Annotated in this window: 16 protein-coding genes; 3 read left to right on the forward strand and 13 right to left on the reverse strand. The window is 73.5% G+C overall.

Annotated features, from left to right (window positions below; genetic code table 11):
- Nucleotides 1-214 precede the first annotated feature (214 nt).
- Nucleotides 215-613, forward strand: a complete 399-nt coding sequence (locus tag ACGFZP_RS20285) for a DUF4440 domain-containing protein (RefSeq protein ID WP_392934702.1) — start codon at nucleotides 215-217, stop codon at nucleotides 611-613.
- Nucleotides 614-692: 79 nt separating this feature from the next.
- Here the strand turns inward: ACGFZP_RS20285 and ACGFZP_RS20290 are convergent, their stop codons facing one another.
- Both ACGFZP_RS20290 and ACGFZP_RS20295 read right to left on the reverse strand, forming a co-directional pair.
- Nucleotides 693-1,736 carry a S66 peptidase family protein gene (locus ACGFZP_RS20290; RefSeq protein WP_392934704.1) on the reverse strand — a complete coding sequence of 348 codons (1,044 nt, stop codon included), beginning with the start codon at nucleotides 1,734-1,736 and terminating at the stop codon, nucleotides 693-695.
- 147 nt (nucleotides 1,737-1,883) lie between these two features.
- A complete protein-coding gene (locus ACGFZP_RS20295; protein WP_392934706.1) occupies nucleotides 1,884-2,156 on the reverse strand; it encodes a hypothetical protein in 273 nt (90 codons plus the stop codon).
- A gap of 257 nt (nucleotides 2,157-2,413) precedes the next feature.
- On the opposite strand from ACGFZP_RS20295, the gene ACGFZP_RS20300 reads away from it, so the two are divergent.
- Together ACGFZP_RS20300 and ACGFZP_RS20305 are read left to right on the forward strand one after the other, a co-directional pair.
- Entirely contained in the window at nucleotides 2,414-4,030 is a 1,617-nt protein-coding gene (locus ACGFZP_RS20300) for a serine/threonine protein kinase (protein ID WP_392934709.1), read from the forward strand.
- Nucleotides 4,031-4,467: 437 nt separating this feature from the next.
- Nucleotides 4,468-5,133 carry a phosphatase PAP2 family protein gene (locus tag ACGFZP_RS20305; protein ID WP_392934711.1) on the forward strand — a complete coding sequence of 222 codons (666 nt, stop codon included), beginning with the start codon at nucleotides 4,468-4,470 and terminating at the stop codon, nucleotides 5,131-5,133.
- A 59-nt stretch (nucleotides 5,134-5,192) separates the two neighbouring features.
- Here ACGFZP_RS20305 and ACGFZP_RS20310 read toward each other — a convergent pair whose 3' ends face one another.
- The 11 genes from ACGFZP_RS20310 to ACGFZP_RS20360 are packed head-to-tail and all read right to left on the reverse strand — an operon-like array spanning nucleotide 5,193 to nucleotide 16,899.
- The gene (locus ACGFZP_RS20310) at nucleotides 5,193-6,527 is read right to left on the reverse strand and encodes a glutamate-1-semialdehyde 2,1-aminomutase (protein WP_392934714.1); all 1,335 of its coding nucleotides are present in this window, start codon (nucleotides 6,525-6,527) and stop codon (nucleotides 5,193-5,195) included.
- Nucleotides 6,528-6,535: 8 nt separating this feature from the next.
- A complete protein-coding gene (locus ACGFZP_RS20315) occupies nucleotides 6,536-7,087 on the reverse strand; it encodes a dTDP-4-dehydrorhamnose 3,5-epimerase family protein (RefSeq protein WP_392934715.1) in 552 nt (183 codons plus the stop codon).
- Nucleotides 7,084-8,349, reverse strand: coding sequence for a polysaccharide pyruvyl transferase family protein (locus ACGFZP_RS20320; RefSeq protein WP_392934717.1), 1,266 nt, complete (start codon nucleotides 8,347-8,349; stop codon nucleotides 7,084-7,086). Before ACGFZP_RS20320 ends, ACGFZP_RS20315 begins: the two co-directional genes overlap by 4 nt.
- The gene (locus tag ACGFZP_RS20325; protein WP_392934720.1) at nucleotides 8,346-9,293 is read right to left on the reverse strand and encodes a glycosyltransferase family 2 protein; all 948 of its coding nucleotides are present in this window, start codon (nucleotides 9,291-9,293) and stop codon (nucleotides 8,346-8,348) included. The genes ACGFZP_RS20320 and ACGFZP_RS20325 overlap by 4 nt, the downstream gene beginning before the upstream one ends.
- Nucleotides 9,290-10,639 (reverse strand): hypothetical protein, encoded by a 1,350-nt coding sequence (locus ACGFZP_RS20330; protein ID WP_392935525.1) that lies wholly within the window; start codon nucleotides 10,637-10,639, stop codon nucleotides 9,290-9,292. The genes ACGFZP_RS20325 and ACGFZP_RS20330 overlap by 4 nt, the downstream gene beginning before the upstream one ends.
- Before the next feature lie 5 nt (nucleotides 10,640-10,644).
- Nucleotides 10,645-11,928, reverse strand: coding sequence for a DUF4910 domain-containing protein (locus ACGFZP_RS20335; RefSeq protein ID WP_392934722.1), 1,284 nt, complete (start codon nucleotides 11,926-11,928; stop codon nucleotides 10,645-10,647).
- A complete protein-coding gene (locus ACGFZP_RS20340; RefSeq protein ID WP_392934724.1) occupies nucleotides 11,916-12,941 on the reverse strand; it encodes an NAD-dependent epimerase/dehydratase family protein in 1,026 nt (341 codons plus the stop codon). The genes ACGFZP_RS20335 and ACGFZP_RS20340 overlap by 13 nt, the downstream gene beginning before the upstream one ends.
- 3 nt (nucleotides 12,942-12,944) lie before the next feature.
- Nucleotides 12,945-13,592, reverse strand: coding sequence for a PIG-L deacetylase family protein (locus ACGFZP_RS20345; RefSeq protein WP_392934727.1), 648 nt, complete (start codon nucleotides 13,590-13,592; stop codon nucleotides 12,945-12,947).
- On the reverse strand, nucleotides 13,589-14,392 hold the full coding sequence (locus tag ACGFZP_RS20350) for a glucose-1-phosphate cytidylyltransferase (RefSeq protein ID WP_392934730.1): 804 nt from the start codon (nucleotides 14,390-14,392) through the stop codon (nucleotides 13,589-13,591). Before ACGFZP_RS20350 ends, ACGFZP_RS20345 begins: the two co-directional genes overlap by 4 nt.
- The gene (locus ACGFZP_RS20355) at nucleotides 14,389-15,624 is read right to left on the reverse strand and encodes a methyltransferase domain-containing protein (RefSeq protein ID WP_392934733.1); all 1,236 of its coding nucleotides are present in this window, start codon (nucleotides 15,622-15,624) and stop codon (nucleotides 14,389-14,391) included. The genes ACGFZP_RS20350 and ACGFZP_RS20355 overlap by 4 nt, the downstream gene beginning before the upstream one ends.
- Nucleotides 15,625-16,899: a glycosyltransferase gene (locus ACGFZP_RS20360; RefSeq protein WP_392934735.1), complete on the reverse strand. Its 1,275-nt coding sequence runs from the start codon at nucleotides 16,897-16,899 to the stop codon at nucleotides 15,625-15,627.
- Nucleotides 16,900-16,901: the final 2 nt, after the last annotated feature.

Genomic DNA, 16,901 nt, shown 5'->3' on the forward strand with positions numbered 1-16,901 from the left:
GGCAGCGGGTGCGGCTGCGGGCGGTTCGGGCGCGGGTGTGGGTGGCGCGGGCGCGGCTGTGGTGGGTGAGGCGGCCGGCGGCGGACGGTACGTGCGCGTGGGATGAGGGTCGGCGGCGCGGGGTCGGCGCGGCGCGCGGGCCTGCTCGCTTCGGCAGGCCACCACCCTTCGGAACCGGTGATCCCCGGCGCCCCTTCGGTGTTACTGTCGCGCCATGTCCAAGAGCGAGATTGACGTGCTGACCGCCGAGTTCTTCGGGGCCTTCGACAACCAGGGCGGCAAGACCGCCGACGTGGGCAGGATCCGTCGGCTGGTCATCCCCGGTGGCGTCATCGTCCTGACCGGCCCGGACTACCGGGTCTACACGGTCGACGAGTTCATCGAGCCCCGCGAGCAGCTCCTGAACAGCGGGCGGCTGGTCGACTTCACCGAGTGGGAGACCTCCGAGCGCACCGAGATCGTCGGCGACATCGCCTCGAGGTTCGGCGAGTACCGCAAGTCCGGGATCCTGGACGGCAAGCCGCTCGAGGGCGGCGGAACCAAGACCATCCAGTTCGTCCGCACTCCGGAGGGCTGGCGGATCGCGGCGTTCTCCTGGTACGACAAGCCCTGACCGCGGAAGCGGACCGGCCGCGGCGCCTCGCCGGGTGCGGTGGCCCGCCGCTGCCCGCGGAGTCAGGCACCGTCACGGCTCAGTAGGTGACGGTGATGCGCCGGGCCGGGCCGTCGACGCGGACCAGCCCGCCGTAGGGGATCACCACCTGCGGATCGGTGTGGCCGAGATCGACGTCGAACACCGCCATGGTGGCGGGCGCGTAGTCGGCCAGCGCCCGTAGGACGGCGGCGCGTTGGTCGGCGCGGTGGCGCTCGCGGGCGGCGGCGTCGTTCGGCCTGGCGAAGGACCACGCCTTGGCCCGGCCCATCAGCAGGGCGGGGAACTGCCGCAGCAGCCCGCGTTCCCCCATGCTCCGCAGGATCCGGAACACCTCGTCCGCGCTCGACAGCGCCTCGGAGGTCTCCAGGAAGAGCACGCCGCCCCGGTACTCCGCCACCGGCCGGATCTGCCGGTCGGCCATCAGCAGTTGTGCGAGGACCTCCACGCAGCCTCCCCAGGCGACGCCCTCGACCACCCGGTCGTCGTTGTGCCAGTGCCAGCCCCCCGCGGGCTCCATCACGGGTGCGGACTCGAAGGTGCGCGGGTCGTCCCAGGGTCGCTCGATGTCGCCGGTGTCCGGGGAGGGCGCCAACTCGTAGGCGCCGGAGGTGAAGAGGGCGGCGCGGACGGAGGCGTCCGTCACCGGGTGCATCGCGCCGGCCCGGCCGAACTGGGTCATCACGCTCGCGCCGTGGTAGCCGACGATACCGAGGTCGTACAGGTACGCCAGCAGGTTGGTGTTGTCGCTGAAGCCGAAGAACGGCTTGGGGTTGGCGCGGATCAACTCGCCGTCCAGGTGGGGGAGGACGGTGATCTGGTCGTTGCCGCCGATGCTGGCGATGATCGCCCTGATCCCGGGGTCGGCGAACGCGGCGTGCAGGTCGGCGGCCCGGTCCTCGGGGCGTGCGCCGAGCCGGCGGGTGGTCGGGTACTCCACCGGCTCCAGGCCGTACTCCTCCACCAGCCTGCGCAGGCCGAGCTCGAACGGCAGCGGCAGCACCCCGGGCAGCCCGGCGGCGGGCGAGAGGACGGCGACGCGGTCGCCGCGGCGGGGCTTGGCCGGGTAGGCAGGCTCTGTCATGGCGGCATCGTAGTACCGCCATGCCGCTGAGCTGCGGAGATTCGCGGTCGGACGGCGGGCTTGGTCATACCGGTCGGCGGGAACCACTCGGCCGGGGACAAGGGACTACCCCTGTCAACGGCGGCGGCCGTGGTCGGCTGCACCGGGTCAGGCACTGTCGCCCTCCCAGTCCCAGTGGCGCGGATCCCCGGCGCGTGGCCCGTAGTGCGCGTGCCCGCCCGCCCCGTAGGAACCGATCTCCGTGGCCAGCGACGCCCCGTCCGCCAGATCCTCCCTGCTCCAGCCGGTGACATCGAGCAGCAGACCGTCGAGCGGGCCGGCCACCAGCTCGCGGTAGACACGACCCGGCCGCCGACCCGACTCCGGGTCATCATGGTCCGCCCCGTACACCCGGCCCCGCATCAGCGCGTCATCGTCCATACCTGCCAGCATCCCAACCCCCACCGACAACGACGCCCGCCTGCCCCGCCCCCGAGCGCGTGCCACCAGCAGGACGATCCGTGGTGGGGGACTTCGGCGGCTCGGCCGGGAGGCTTCCGGCGGGGCCCGACGCTGCGGGTCCCGCGGTGATGTGACGGTGTGCGGGCTTCGCCGACTCACCCCCGGAACGGACCGGATCCCTGGAAGAATCACGCGGGCAGACATCGGCTCCTCATGATTCGACAGGACCAGTATTCATGGAACCCCTCAAGGCCGGAGATCCGCAGCAGGTGGGCCCGTACCGCCTGTTGGGGCGCCTCGGTCACGGCGGGATGGGCCGGGTGTTCGCCGGCCGGTCGCGTGGCGGGCGCGTGGTCGCGGTGAAGCTGGTCCACCCCGAGTTCGCAGGCGACGCGCAGTTCCGCCGACGCTTCGCCCAGGAGGTCGCCGCCGCGCGGCGTGTGGGTGGCTTCTACACCGCCCAGGTGGTCGATGCGGATCCCGACGGCGATCCTCCGTGGCTGGTCACCGCCTACGTTCCGGGCCCGTCCCTGCAGCAGGCGATCGACGCGTACGGGCCGTTTCCGGCTCCGGCCGTCGCCGCCCTGGGAGCCGGACTGGCGGAGGCGCTGACCGCGATCCACGGCGCGGGTCTGGTGCACCGGGACCTCAAGCCCGGCAACATCATCCTCGCCGGCGACGGCCCCCGGGTGATCGACTTCGGCATCTCCCGTGCGCTGGATGCGACGCACGTCTCGACCACCATCGTCGGAACCCCCGGATTCATGTGCCCCGAGCAGGTGAAGGGGCTGGACGTCGGGCCGGCCGGTGACGTCTTCGCGTTGGGAGCGGTGCTCGCCTTCGCCGCGGTCGGGCGCGGCCCGTTCGGGGCGGGGTCGCTCGAATCGATCGTCTACCGGATCGTGCACGCCGAGCCCGACCTGGCCGGGCTGCCGGCACCGCTCGCCGAGCTGATCGGTTCCTGCCTGGCCAAGGACCCGGCACACCGGCCCGGCCTGGCCGACGTCCTGAACCGGCTGGCAGCGCTCTCCACAACGGCCGGTTCGTGGTTCCCGGCGGCCGTCGCCACGATGATCGCCGAGCGGGAGGGCGAGCTGTCGGACCGTCTGGACACGCTCCCGGTGACGGTGACCGCTCCGGACCGGTCGGCAGTCCGGACCACGACTCCGGGGCGTGTCCCCTACCCCCTTCCCCCGACCGTGCCGCCCCTGCCGCACCGGCCGCGCCGCACGGCCCTGCTCGCCGCGGCCGCGGTGTGCGCCGTGACGCTCACCGCCGGTGCGGTGTTGGGCATCCGGAGTGCGGCAGATCACCAGGGCGGCCTGCCCCAGGGCGGCGGCACCGCCTCCCAGCAGCCGCACGGCTCCACCCCGTTGCCGAACTCGCCCGCCGACAGCCCCGTCACACCGTCGAAGTCCGCTCCGCACACCCAGGCGCCGCTGCCGAACGCTCCGGCGAGCAGCGCTGCCGCCCCGGTGCCGATCACCAACACCGCCAGCGGACTGTGCCTCGACACCGACGGCCCGCAGCGAGCGGACGTGGCCGTGCGCATCAGTGACTGCGGGTACTACAGCGGCCAGATCTGGAGTTACAGCACGTCCGGTCGCCGTCTCCTCAATCCGCCCAGCGGGCTGTGCCTCGATACCGCCGGACCCCCGGTCAGCGGAGTCGCCGTGGTGGTCAGAGCGTGCGGGAACTTCACCGGCCAGCAATGGGAGTACGACGCCGCCACCCGCCGTTTCACCAATCCGTCGAGCGGCCTCTGCCTGGACACGGCCGGCCCTCCGGCCGATTTCGTCAAGCTGGTGCTCAGCCCCTGCGGAAGCTCCACGGGTCAGGACTGGCGGATGTGAGCGTGGCGCCGTGGGCCGCCGAGGGCGGCTGCGCGCCTGTCGCGCCGTGGCCGCCGGCACCGCCGACAGGACGGCGGTGCCGATCGGACCTGACGGCGACCGATGGGGCGGGGGCGCCCCGGGGATGTCTCAGGAGGTGCTGCTCTCTGGCGGCGCATCGCGGTAGGGGTTCCGCGGTTTGGGCACGGCACGGACCTCCAGGACGTCGAGGACGGGCGACGCGGTGGCGGGCGAGCCCGGTGCCGGCCTCCACACGCCGGTCACCTCGACCCAGCTGTCGGTGGCGGGATCCGGGCCCGTGCCATGGGCCTGGACGTCGCCGATCGCCGTGAGCCGGCCCGTCGTGGTGTCGACCGGAGTGGTGAGGGCCCTGCCCCTCGGGCTCCCGTCTTCGTGAACGGCTGCCGACGCCGGTGGGCCGCTGACATACTCGGCCCATGCCTGAAGAGGTGGGGCCCGAGCGGACACCGCCGGGCGGGCGGCTCGGGCTGATTGCGGCCCTCGCCGCGTTGACGGTCCTCGTGCTCGGGATCCTGTACGCCGGCAGGAGCGAGCCCGGCCCGGTGGACGCGCGGATCCTGGCACTGGTGGACGGTGTGGGGCCGCCGTGGCGGTACGTCGCGCTGGCGATGGACTCCCTGGGGGAGCCGATGGGAGCCACGGTGCTGGTCGCAGCCGCTGTGACGGGCTGCCTGCTGCTCCGGGGTCCTCGCGCAGCGGTGTTCCTGGTCGCCGGCGTCGGCATCACCGTGGGGGCGACGACGCTGCTCAAGCACCTGGTGGGACGCACCATCCACGGCGGGTTCCTGTCCTACCCGAGCGGGCACACCGCCTTCGCCACCGCGCTCGCCCTCGTGGCGGCGATGCTCGCCACTCGCCGCCGAGGCCGGGACGGGCCCGGCCTCGCCAGGACGGTCGGCACCGTGCCCGTGCTCGCCGCGGCGCTGGTGGCCGGCGCCGCCATGGGCTGGGCGGAGGTCGCGCTGGGCGCGCACTACCCGACCGACACCCTCGGCGGCTGGTGCACCGCGCTGGCGGTGATACCGGCGACCGCGTGGCTGGTCGACCGGACGGCCGACGCCGTCCGGCGGGAGCACCGCTGACGTCACACCACCTGACAGGGCATGAGACAAAGGCGTGTGCCACCGGGCGTGACGTGACGTCACGCCAAGCGGCGGAACACGGGCTTCACCGGCCGCCCACCGGTCCAGGGAGTGGGGTCGGCGGCGTCCAGTGCCTTCCGGTACACGGCACATGCCCGGGCCACCGCGTCGACGGTGCGGTCGATGTCGGCATCGCCGAGCGCGCTGCTCACCACGAACGACGGAGCCAGCACTCCACCCGCGAGGAGTCGGCGCAGGAACAGGGTGCGGTACTGCTGCGACGGCTGCCCGTTCTCGTCGAGGGTGGCGAAGACCAGGTTGCTGGCCCGGCCCCGGAGGACGAGGTGGTCGCCGACGCCCGTGCAGGCGGCGGCCTCGCGGACACCGGCGGCCAACCGCTCCCCGAGGGCGTGCAGCCGGGCGGTGACGCCCTCCTCGGCGTAGGTGGTCTGCACGGCCATCGCGGCGGCCAGCGAGTGCGTTTCCGCACCGTGGGTGGTGGACAGCAGGAACACCCGGTCGCCGCAGTGGCGCAGCCCGCCCAGCTCCATCAGGTCGCGGCGCCCGGCCAGCGCGGAGACGGCGAACCCGTTGCCCAGTGCCTTGCCGAAGGTGGAGAGGTCGGGGACGACGCCGTACAGGCCCTGGGCGCCCGCCTCGGACCAGCGGAAGCCGGTGATCATCTCGTCGAAGACCAGGACGCAGCCGTGCCGGTCGGCCAGCTCGCGAAGGCCGGCGAGGTACCCGGGCGGCGGTTCCGTGTGGCCGGCGGGTTCGAGGATCAGACAGGCGATCTCGTCCCGGTACCGGGTGAGCAGCTCCTCCGTGGCGGCCAGGTCCCCGTAGGGGAACGCCACGGTGAGCTCGGTGGTCGCGGCCGGAATGCCGGCGGACATCGGCGTGGTGCCGATGAACCAGTCGTCGACGGAGAAGAACGGGTGGTCGCCGCAGACGGCCACCCGCGGGCGCCCGGTGGCGGCGCGGGCGAGCCGTACGGCGGCGGTGGTGACGTCGGAGCCGTTCTTCCCGAACTTCACCATCTCGGCGGTCGGTACCGTGGCCAGGAAGCGTTCCGCGGCCTCGACCTCCACGATGGACGGCCGGACGAAGTTGCTGCCGCGGTCGAGTTCCCGCCGCACCGCCTCCAGCACGCGCGGGTGGGCGTGGCCGAGGCTGACCGACCGCATGCCGGAGCCGTACTCGACGTAGCGGTTGCCGTCGACGTCCCACACGTGGCTGCCGAGGCCGTGGCTGATAACCGGGGCCAGGTCCTCGGGGTACTGGTCGTCGCCCTTGGCGTAGGTGTGCGCGCCCCCGGGGATCAGGGCGTGCAGCCTCTCGTTCGCCGTCCGCGACCGGGGCAGGGTGAACTCCTCGCTGTTCTCGGTGCCCACGCCGACCTTCACCGCCCCCCGTGTCGGAGGACCTCGGCGAGGCTCGGTGCCTCGCTGTCCCGCTTGGACATCGATGTGACGGGCAGTGGCCAGGGGATGGCGAGCTCCGGGTCGTCGAAGGCGATCGTGACGTCCTCGGCCGGATCGTGCGCGCGGTCGATCCGGTACGAGACGTCGGCGGTCCCGGTCAGCGCCTGGAAGCCGTGTGCGCACCCCGCCGGGACGTACAGGGTCACCTGCGTGTCGCCGGACAGTTCGAAGAAGGCCCGGTTGCGGTAGGTCGGCGAGTCGGGCCGCAGGTCCACGACGGCGTCGAAGACCCGTCCGGACGAGCACCGCACCAGCTTGGCCTCGCCGGCCCCGGAGCGCAGGTGCAGGCCGCGCAGCACGCCCCCGACCGAGCGGGACACGCTGTCCTGGACGAAGGCGTCCGGGTCGAGGCCCACCGAGCGGACCACGTCGGCGTCGAAGGTGCGGCAGAAGAAGCCGCGCTCGTCCGCGTACGGTGTCGGCTCGAACAGGTACGCGCCGGTGATCGCCGGGACTTCGGTCGCTTTCATGGAGTCTCCCGCAGGGTGTGGGCATGGGCATGGGTGTCGGCGCGGCCGCCCGCCGGGGATGGGTCAGCCGGGAAGAGGACCGCGCTCAGGGCGGTGAACTGGCGCTCCAGGTGCCGGGCGGCGGCCAGGTTCCGCTCGGCGAGGGTCCGCCGCAGCTCCGCCGACCGCTTCTCCAAGTCCCGGAACTGCTCCAGCAGCCGGTCGGCGTCGACCTCGCGCGCCGGGTGGCAGTACGCGCCGAGGCCCATCCCCGCCATGAGCGCGTCGCTCTTCGCCGCGTAGCAGAGCGCGAGCACCGGCGTACCGGTCTTCAGTGCGCAGATCAGGTTGTGGTAGCGGACCGCCACCACGGTGTCGGCGGCCGCCATCTCCGTCATCAGGTCGGCCAGTGAGGACGGCTCGGCAGCGGTGACCAGCGGCGAGTCCACCGCGTCGAGGATCGCGGCGACCACCGAAGCGTCGCAGGCGTCGCCGGTGAGCAGCCGGACCGGCCTGCCCTCCCCGACCAGCGTGCGGACGAACCGGATCGTCCCCTCCAGGTAGCGCCGGTGGATCTCCTCGGCCCGGGCGCGGTCGTCGTTGCCGCCGTGGAAGTCCATGACACCGACGCAGACCGTGCCCGGCGCGCCCGAGGGCGCGCCCGCCGCCGGCGTCGGCAGCGAGAACGCGAGGTCCGGGTAGACCTCGTCGCGGGCGGTGTCCACGCCCATCGCCCGCATCGCGTCGCGGGACGGCGCGTCCCGGTACGAGCGGTACGCGGCCAGCCGGGCCGACCAGCGCACCAGGGCGCGGGTCGGCCGGCTTCGGATCTCGGCGGCGCCGACGCTGACCAGCGCGACCCGGGTGCGCAGCAGTCGGCCGCTCGCGCAGAGCAGGAACAGCGCGTACGGGAAGCCCCACGGCCGCAGCGGCAGGGTGGCCTCCAGGACGCCCATGCCCGGCACGATCACCACGTCGTGCCGGCGCACCCACGCGGCGGTGCGGACGGCGTCGACGAGTTTGCCGAGGCCCTTCGCCGTGATCGCGCCCGCCCGCGACGCGGTCCGGTACTCGGCGCGGTTCCAGTGCAGCCGCGTGGCGGGGATCCCGAACCGGGCCGTCACGGCCTCGGGCCCGCCGCACAGCGCGTCCACGACCGCGTCCGGGTGTTCGGCGCGCAGGTACCCGAGCACGGCTTCCAACGAGCCGTCGTTGCCGAGGTTGCCGGAGCCGAGCAGCCCGAACACCCCGACCCGCACCGGGTTTCCGTCCGTGGACGTCATGTCTGCCGCCCCTCGCGGCCGGCCACCAGGGCGTCGACGGAGACGGTGAGCGCGGCCGGGTCGACCGGGGCGCGGTCCTCGACCCGCTCGCCCGCGCCCGGCCTGGCCCGGCTGGTCAGCCACGCGGCCAGGTGGCGGTAGCAGGCGCGCCGGTCGGCCGAGGACAACGGCGCCCGCCGGAGCGCCGAGACGAAGCCGAGGACGTACTCGGCGAGCAGCCGGGGCGTCGGGTGCAGCGGGCCGGCCCGGCGCGGGTCCAGGTTGACGCACCGGGAGCGCTTGGAGGGGTTCGCCCGCTCGGCGCGGGTCGGGTGGTCGCGGCGGAAGTACAGCAGCTCCGGCACCTGGTGGAAGGGCCCGTGCAGGCCGATCTCGGCGACGAACGTGCGGTCCGCGTGGTGGTAGCTGTCCAGCGGTTTCACCCGGCGCAGCACGTCGGCCCGCACGACCCCGTAGAAGTCGTCGCCGCCGGGCTCGAACAGCATGCTGCGGAAGCGCTCCGGCGCGTGCCGCGAGGCGGTGGCGAGCCCGTACTCGTAGGGGACCTTCACCTGGCCGTCGCCGTCGACGACCGCCTGGTCGGCGTGGGCGAGGATCACGTCCGGCCGCTCGTCCAGCGCCTCCACGCAGCGCAGCAGGAGGTCCCGGCCGTACAGGTCGTCGTGCGAGGCCCACTTGAACAGCTCGCCGCGGGACTCGGCGAACACGCGGTTGTGGTTCGGCGTGGCGCCGATGTTCCGGGGAAGCCGGAGGTACCGGATGCGCGAGTCCCGCGCGGCGTACCGCCGGCAGATGTCCGGCGTCGCGTCGACCGAGGCGTTGTCGGAGATGATCAGTTCGAAGTCCTCGTAGGTCTGGCCGAGCAGGGCGTCGAGCGACTCGGCGAGGTACTCCTCGCCGTTGTACACGGGCAGCCCGATGGTCAACCGGGGTACGGCGGTCATGGAGTCCTCACTTCGGGGATGTCGTCCGCTACTTCGGGAGCGGGAGCAGACGCGGGAGCGGGAGCGCGGTGGTGCTCGCGCAGGGCGGTCCTCAGCTGCCACCACCACACGGCCGAGCCGCAGGCGGTCGCGGTGGCGACGCCCCAGGCGGAGCCGGCCGTGCCGGCCAGGGCGGCTCCGCCGAGCCCGCCGCCGAGGTAGCAGGCGGAGGCGAACAGCTGGCAGCGCAGGCTGCGCCGGGCCGCGGCGAGCGCGCGCAGCCCGGCCGCCGCGCCGCTGCCGAGGCCTGCCCCGGCGACGCCGAGGGTGGCCGGCACGATGAGCTCCGAGGACGCGTGCCAGACGTCGCCGAGGACGAGCTCGCCGATCCGGTCCGGCATCAGCAGCAGGGCGGCGCCCCACAGCAGCGCTGCGGCGGCCTGCCCGCCGCCCAGCCGGAGGCAGAACCCGCCGAGCCGGCGCGGGGCCTGCCGCAGCACCCGGGCCGCCTCCGCCACGGTGACCAGGGACAGCCCCATCAGCAGGGCGAGGAAGGGGCCGAGCAGGAGCTCGGCGCCCCGGACCGTCCCCACCGCGCCGACCCCGACGATCGCGCCCAGCCCGTAGGCCCGGAGCTGGCCGGCGGCGCTGAGGCTGACGTTCTCGGCCAGGTACCGGGTGCCGAGGTCGCGCTGCTCGCGCAGCCACCCGCGGGCCGCGGTCACCCGCGGCCGGATGCCGGACTGGAGGAAGCCGTAGCCGGCGGCCGCGGCGGCGGCGGCGCCCCAGGCCAGTAGGAAGGCGGCCACGGTGTTCACCCGGGCCGCCACGACCATGGCCGGGACGAGCGCGACGGCCTGCACGAGGTCGTTGGCGAACGCCTTCCGCCCCGCTCCGGCGGCGAAGAACGCGAACCGCCGGGAGTCCTGGAGCAGCAGCGCCGGCAGGGCGGCGCCGAGGCAGCCGAAGGCGGGCCCGATCCGGCCGCCGAGGCCGAGACCGATGAGCAGGCACACGGCGCCGAGGGAGGATCCGATGACGAGCGCGGTCCCCGACGACCGGGCCGCCGCCGACCGCCAGGCCGTCTCCGGCACGCCGCTGAACCGCACCACGAGGGGGTCCGTGGCCAGCCCGCGGGAGACGTTGAGCACCAGGCCGTAGGTCAGCCAGGCCAGGCTGAACACGCCGAACGCCGTCACCCCCAGCGAGCGGGCCACGAAGGCGCCCACCGCGAAGTTGGTCATGCTGGAGACCGCCTGGTCGGCCAGTCCCCAGGACAGCCGGCCGGCGATGCCCCGGCCGGCGGCCCGCCGGGTCCGCCCGGGCGGACCCGGCGGTGCCGTCGTCTTCGTCCCCTCGGTGGTCATCGGCGTCATGCCTTGATCAGCCCGGCGCCGTGCAGGGCGTCGGCCGCGGCGGCGACGGTGTCGAACGCGAGCCCGGACCGCTCGGCGACGTCCAGCAGACTGTGCTCGCCGTCGGAGAGGTTGAGCACCCAGAGCATGGCCAGCTGTGCCTGCTTGGCGTCGCTGCGGCCGCCCAGCGAGTCGTACAACCCGCGCCGGCCAAGCTGCGGTTCGCCGTACGGGCTGAGGTTGACGTACTGCCGGTTGCGGTCGAGGACGGCGAACGCCTCGCGGCAGACCGCGAGGGTGTCCGCCATCGTCTCCGGGGAGACGAAGTCCGGGTTGTCGGCCGAGGTGTGGTACTCGGGGTACCCGGCGTACGGGGTCCGGGTGAGCGAGCCGACACCGAGGTCGAACCCGGGCGAGCAGTACTGCCGCTCGTCGTAGCCGTACGGCGTGAACCCGGTGACGTGGTGCGGCCGTTCGGATGTGCGCAGGACGTGCTGCAGCACCCGGTCGATCTCCGCGTCGCCGCGCCTGCTCTGCTTGTACGTCAGCCGGCCCCGGTCGCCGGCGCAGGCCAGCACCAGCCCGTGCCTGACCCGTCCCACCCGCTCCGCGTTGCGGGCCAGCCAGGTGATCGCCCCGATGGTGCCGGGCGCGAAGATGAACCGGTAGGTGTAGTACGGCGACCGCTGCGCCAGCTCCCGCGCCAGGAAGACCGCCACCGCGACGCCCGCCAGGTTGTCGTTGGCCAGCGACGGGTGGCAGACGTGGCAGGAGACGATCACCTCGTCGGCGACCTGCCCGGGGACGACGTGCTCGGCGTAGGTGAGGTGGCCGTCCGCGAGCGTGGAGTCGATGCGGACCTCGTACTCGCCGTCCGGCATCGCGTCCAGGGTCTCCTGGGCCAGGCAGAACCCCCACTGCGGCGTGTAGTAGCTGGTCCGGTACGGCACCCAGGTCGGGTGGTCGGGCAGGGTGTGCAGGTGCCCGCGCAGCTCGGCCAGCGGCATGGTCGCCGCCACAGGGACGCTGTAGCCGAGCACGTGCAGGCTGGACGCGGCGAAGTCGACGACCCGGTGGCCGGCGGTGTCGGCGATGTACGCGTCCCGGATGTTCCACTCCTGCGGCACCGTCCAGTCGAGCACCCGCGTCCCGGTCGGCACCTCGTGCACCTGTAGCGGGACGTACTCGCCGACGATGTCCAGGGTGGCGCGCACGCCGTCGCCGGTGATGCTCCGGCAGAGCGGGTACAGCCGCTCCACCAGCGCGTGCATCCGGTCGCCCACCGCGGTCATCGGCGCCACCGCAGGGTGTCGTCGACGGTGCCGGCGTCGGAGGCCGCGCGCAGCACGGCCAGCCGGGTGAAGCGTTGCTCGAATCCCTCCCGGGTCAGCCCGAACTGCCGGTAGGCATCAGCGAGTTCGAGCGCACCCCGCTTCACCGTCCACTCGCACTCGAAGCCGGGCAGCGCCGCGCGGAACCGGGAGAAGTCCACCCGGTAGGACCGCGGGTCGGCACCGTTCTCCCCGGTGATCACCACCTTCGCGCCGGACACCGCCTCGGCCACCTGTCCGGCGATCTCGGCGACGGTGACGTTGTTGGTCTCGCTGCCGATGTTGAACGCCCGGTCGTGGACCGCCTCCCGCGGTGCGACCAGCGCGGCCGTGAAGGCCCGCGCGATGTCGGCGGCGTGCACCAGCGGGCGCCAGGGGGTGCCGTCGGAGAGCACCAGCACCTCGCCGGACAGCAGCGCGTGGCCCACCAGGTTGTTCAGCACGATGTCGGCGCGCAGCCTGGGGGAGAAGCCGAAGGCGGTGGCGTTGCGCAGGTACACCGGGCTGAAGTCGCCGTCGGCCAGCGCGTGCAGGTCCTCCTCCACCCGCACCTTGGACTCCGCGTACGGGGTCACCGGGCGCAGCGGGGCGTCCTCGGTGACCAGGTCGCCGCCGCCGGCGGCACCGTAGACCGAGCAGGTCGACGCGTACAGGAAGCGCCGCACCCCGGCGTCGCGGGCCAGCCGGGCCAGCCGTACGGAGGCGTGGTGGTTGATGTCGTGGGTGAGGTCCGGTGCCAGCGAGCCCAGCGGGTCGTTGGACAGTGCGGCCAGGTGGATCACGGCGTCCACCCCGGCCACGTGGTCGGCCGTGACGTCGCGCAGGTCCACCCGGTGCCCCGGCGGGTCGGCGGGCGCCGGGCCGAGGACGCAGTCCGCGAAGAGGCCGGCGTCCAGCCCGACGACCTCGTGCCCGGCGGCCGCGAGGACCGGGGCCATCACGGTGCCCAGGTAGCCCTGGTGTCCGGTCAGCAGTACGCGCATGGTTCATCCCCCCAGATTGAGTGTGACTTTGGTGACGGCGAACGCCTCGGCGTAGCGCTCGTGGCATTCGATGCCGCGGATCCGCGCCAGCCCGAGGAAGGCCTCCCGGTCGTACCAGGGCCGGTGGCGTTGCGAGGGGTAGTGCTCCTGCAGCAGCCGGACCTTCTGTTCGGCGGTCTGCGGGGACAGCGGCTGGTACGCCACCGGACGGCCGAGGTCGCCGTCCCACTTGACGATCTCGTAGCCGAGCACCAGGTGGTCGCGGAACGCGGTGGTCACCAGCCGCGCCAGGCCGCGGTGGTCCTGGTGCGCGTCCTCGGTGCGCGGTGCGAGGACCACGTCCGGCTCGCTCCGCCCGCGCAGCTCCTCGACCGCGGCCTTGGCCTCGTCCCAGTGCGCGGGCAGCCGGCCGTCCGGCAGCTTGAGCACGGTCAGGTTCAGGTCGGCGTCCGGGCAGAAGGCGGCGAGCGCGGCCCGCTCCTCCTGCTCGCGCTCGCCGCCACCGCCGGAGAGCACCAGCGCCTCGACCCTCAGACCCGGCCGCGCGAGGCACATCGTCAGCAGTGTCCCGCCGGCGCCGATGGCGATGTCGTCGCAGTGCGCCCCCACCGCGACGATCCGGTCCGGGCGCCCGGCCCCGAGCCGGATCACGCGGTCCTCACGCCGGAGCCGGAGCCGTCCTTCTCCCAGACGGCCCACGGGCGGTCGCCCCGGGTGTAGGCGGCGTCGAGCGCGGCCCGCTCCTTCACGGTGTCGGTGGGCTTCCAGAAGCCGCGGTGACGGTGCGCCACCAGCCGGCCGTGCTTGGCCAGTCCGGCGCACCCGTCGGCGACCAGGTCCCCGTTCTCCGGTATGTGGTCGAAGACCTCCTGACGGAGCACGAAGTAGCCGCCGTTCTCCCACAGCGGCAGATCGCTCACCGCGGTGATGCCCCCCACCAGGCCGTCCTCTCCCAGCTCCACGCAGTGGAACGACTGCTGCGGCGGCACCACCATCATCGACGCACCGGCGTCGCGCCGGGCGAACCGGTCGATCATCTCCGGCAGCGGGGCGTCGGTGAGCACGTCGGCGTAGTTGGCGAGGAACATCTCGTCGCCGTCCAGGTGGTGGCGCACCCGGCGCAGCCGCTCCCCGATCGGCGACTCGATGCCGGTCTGCGCGAACGTGATCGTCCAGGAGGCGATGTCGGTGGACAGCAGCTCGGTCTGCCCGCCCCGCAGCACGAAGTCGTTGGAGGCCGTCTCCTCGTAGTTGAGGAAGAAGTTCTTGATGTGCTGGGCCCCGTACCCGAGGCACAGGATGAACTCCGTGTGCCCGAAGTACGCGTAGTAGCGCATGACGTGCCAGATCAGCGGCCGCGGCCCGACCATCGCCATCGGCTTGGGCACGTCGTCGGAGGTTCCGCTGCGCATGCGCAGCCCGTAACCGCCGCAGAACAGGACGACCTTCATGGCGTGACCTCGACAATGCTCAGTTCCGGGATGGGGAAGACCAGCCGGCCGCCCCAGGCGTGCACGAAGGACAACTGCTCGACCAGTTCGGCCCGCAGGTTCCACGGGAGCACGAGGACGTAGTCCGGCCGGTCGGTGGCGATCTGCTCGGGCGCCAGGATCGGGATGCGGGTGCCCGGGGTGAACCTGCCGTGCTTGTAGGGGTTCCGGTCGACCGTGTACGGGAGCAGGTCGGGCCGGATGCCGCAGTGGTTGAGCAGGGTGTTGCCCTTGCCCGGGGCGCCGTAGCCGACGACCGTCTCGCCCCGCTCGGCCGCGTCGATCAGGAAGCGCAGGAGGTCCCGGCGCACCTTGGCCACCCGGGCGGAGAACTCGGTGTACCCGGACAGCTCCTGCAGCCCGGCGGCCTTCTCCCGGTCCAGCACCTCGGCCACCCGCGCGGTCGGCTCGCCGGCCGCCTCGGCCGGCCGGGCCCACAGCCGGATCGAACCGCCGTGCGTGGGCAGCAGCTCGACGTCCACGAGCGTGAGACCGCCACTGGCCAGCGCCCGGGCCGCGGACGCCACCGTGTAGTACTGGAAGTGCTCGTGGTAGATCGTGTCGTACTGGTTCTCCTCGATCAGGGTCAGCAGGTGCTGCACCTCGATGGAGACCCAGCCGTCGTCGGACACCAGGGCGCGCAGCCCCCGGGTGAACCCGACCACGTCGGGGATGTGCGCGTACACGTTGTTGGCCACGACCAGGTCCGCCGGGCCGTGCTCGGCGCGGACGGCGGCGCCGGTGGCCGGGTCCAGGAACGCCGTGAGCGTCGGCACGCCCTTCTCCCGTGCCGCGGCGCCGACGTTCACCGACGGTTCGATGCCGAGGCAGCGGATCCCCCGGTCGACCACGTGCCCGAGCAGGTAGCCGTCGTTGCTCGCGACCTCGACCACGAAGGCGTCGGGCCCCAGTTCCAGCCGCTGGGCGGCGTCGGCGACGAAGGTGCGCGCGTGGTCCACCCAGGAGGTCGAGTAGGAGGAGAAGTACGCGTACTGCGTGAACGTCTCCTCCGGCGTGATCAGCGGCGGGATCTGCGCGAGCCAGCACTCGGTGCAGACCCGTAGGTGCAGCGGGTACGCCGGCTCCGGCCGGTCCAGTTCGTCCGCGGAGAGGAAGCTCTCGCACGGCGGGGTCGCCCCCAGGTCGACGACGCTCCCCAGCGCCGTCGAGCCGCACAGTCGGCATCGTGTCATCTACTGCCCCCATTCCTGCCCGCGCGGGGTGCCCCGCCGCGAGCCAGCGTTTCCGTTCCCTACCGGCGGCGCGCCGTCCGCGCCGCCGGACCGCCCCGCGATCGCGGTGCGGTACCCCTCCACCAGGCGTTCCAGCCCGACGGCCGGGCTGAAGGCCTGCTCGTACCGGCGCCGGGCCGTGCGGCCCATCTCCCGGTTGCCGCCCGGATCGGCCGTGACCCGGCGGATGCAGGACGCGAGCGAGGCGGCGTCGCCCAGCCGGTGCAGCAGCCCGGTCACCCCGTCCTCGACCAGCTCGACGAAGGCGCCGTGACCGGCGGCGACGGCCGGGACCCCGGCCGCCATCGCCTCCGCCACCACCAGGCCGAAGGTCTCCGGGGACATCGAGGGGGCCACCACGGCGACCGATCGCGCGATGGCCTCCCGGCACTGGGCCGGGTCGTACAGGCCGACGTAGCGCACGTCGTCCCGGCCCGCCGCCCAGGCGCTCACCTCGGGCTCCAGCGGCCCCGCGCCGGCGAGCACGAGCGGCACGCCGACACCGCCGTCCGCGGCGAGCGCGTCCCAGGCGGCCATCAGCAGTCGCAGGCCCTTGGACTCCGCGAGCCGCCCGAGGAAGAGCAGGTGCTCGCCCGGGCCCGCTCGGCGGGCACCCGGGTCGGGTACGAAGTTGTGCTTCACCAGCAGCCGTTCGGCCGGCATGCCGGACCGCACCAGGACGTCGCGCTGCGCCGCGGAGATGCAGAAGAACCGCTCCACGCCGGACCACCACCGCCGCCGGTTGACCGCCATGCCGACCGCGAGCGGGACCGTCGCCAGCCGGGAGTCGCGGTAGCAGCCGTGCCGGACGGCGGGCAGTGGCACCGCCGACCCGACGCACTCGGTGCACAGCCGGCCGTCCCGGTGCAGCGTGCCGGGCGGGCACACCTGGGTGTAGTTGTGCAGCGTGGCCACGACGGGCACGCCGACGTCGGCGCAGGCGGCGAGCACCGCCGGCGACAGGAGCGGGAAGACGTTGTGGACGTGCACCACGTCCGGCCGGTCGGCGCGGAGCCGGGCGGCGAGCTGCGCGCGGACCGCCGGGTTCCACGGCACGAGGAGGGGCACCGCGACCTTGCCGAGCAGGGAACGGGCGGCGATGTCGTCGCTGCGCCGCTCGAAGACGTCGACCCGGTGGCCGGCTGCGCGCAGCAGCTCCACCTCCTCGTCGACGACCCTGTTCTCCCCGCTCGGCTGCGCCGAGGAGTACCGGTTGTGCACCACGAGGACGTGCATGG

This window comes from Kitasatospora sp. NPDC048239, from assembly GCF_043202015.1.
Lineage (GTDB): Bacteria > Actinomycetota > Actinomycetes > Streptomycetales > Streptomycetaceae > Kitasatospora.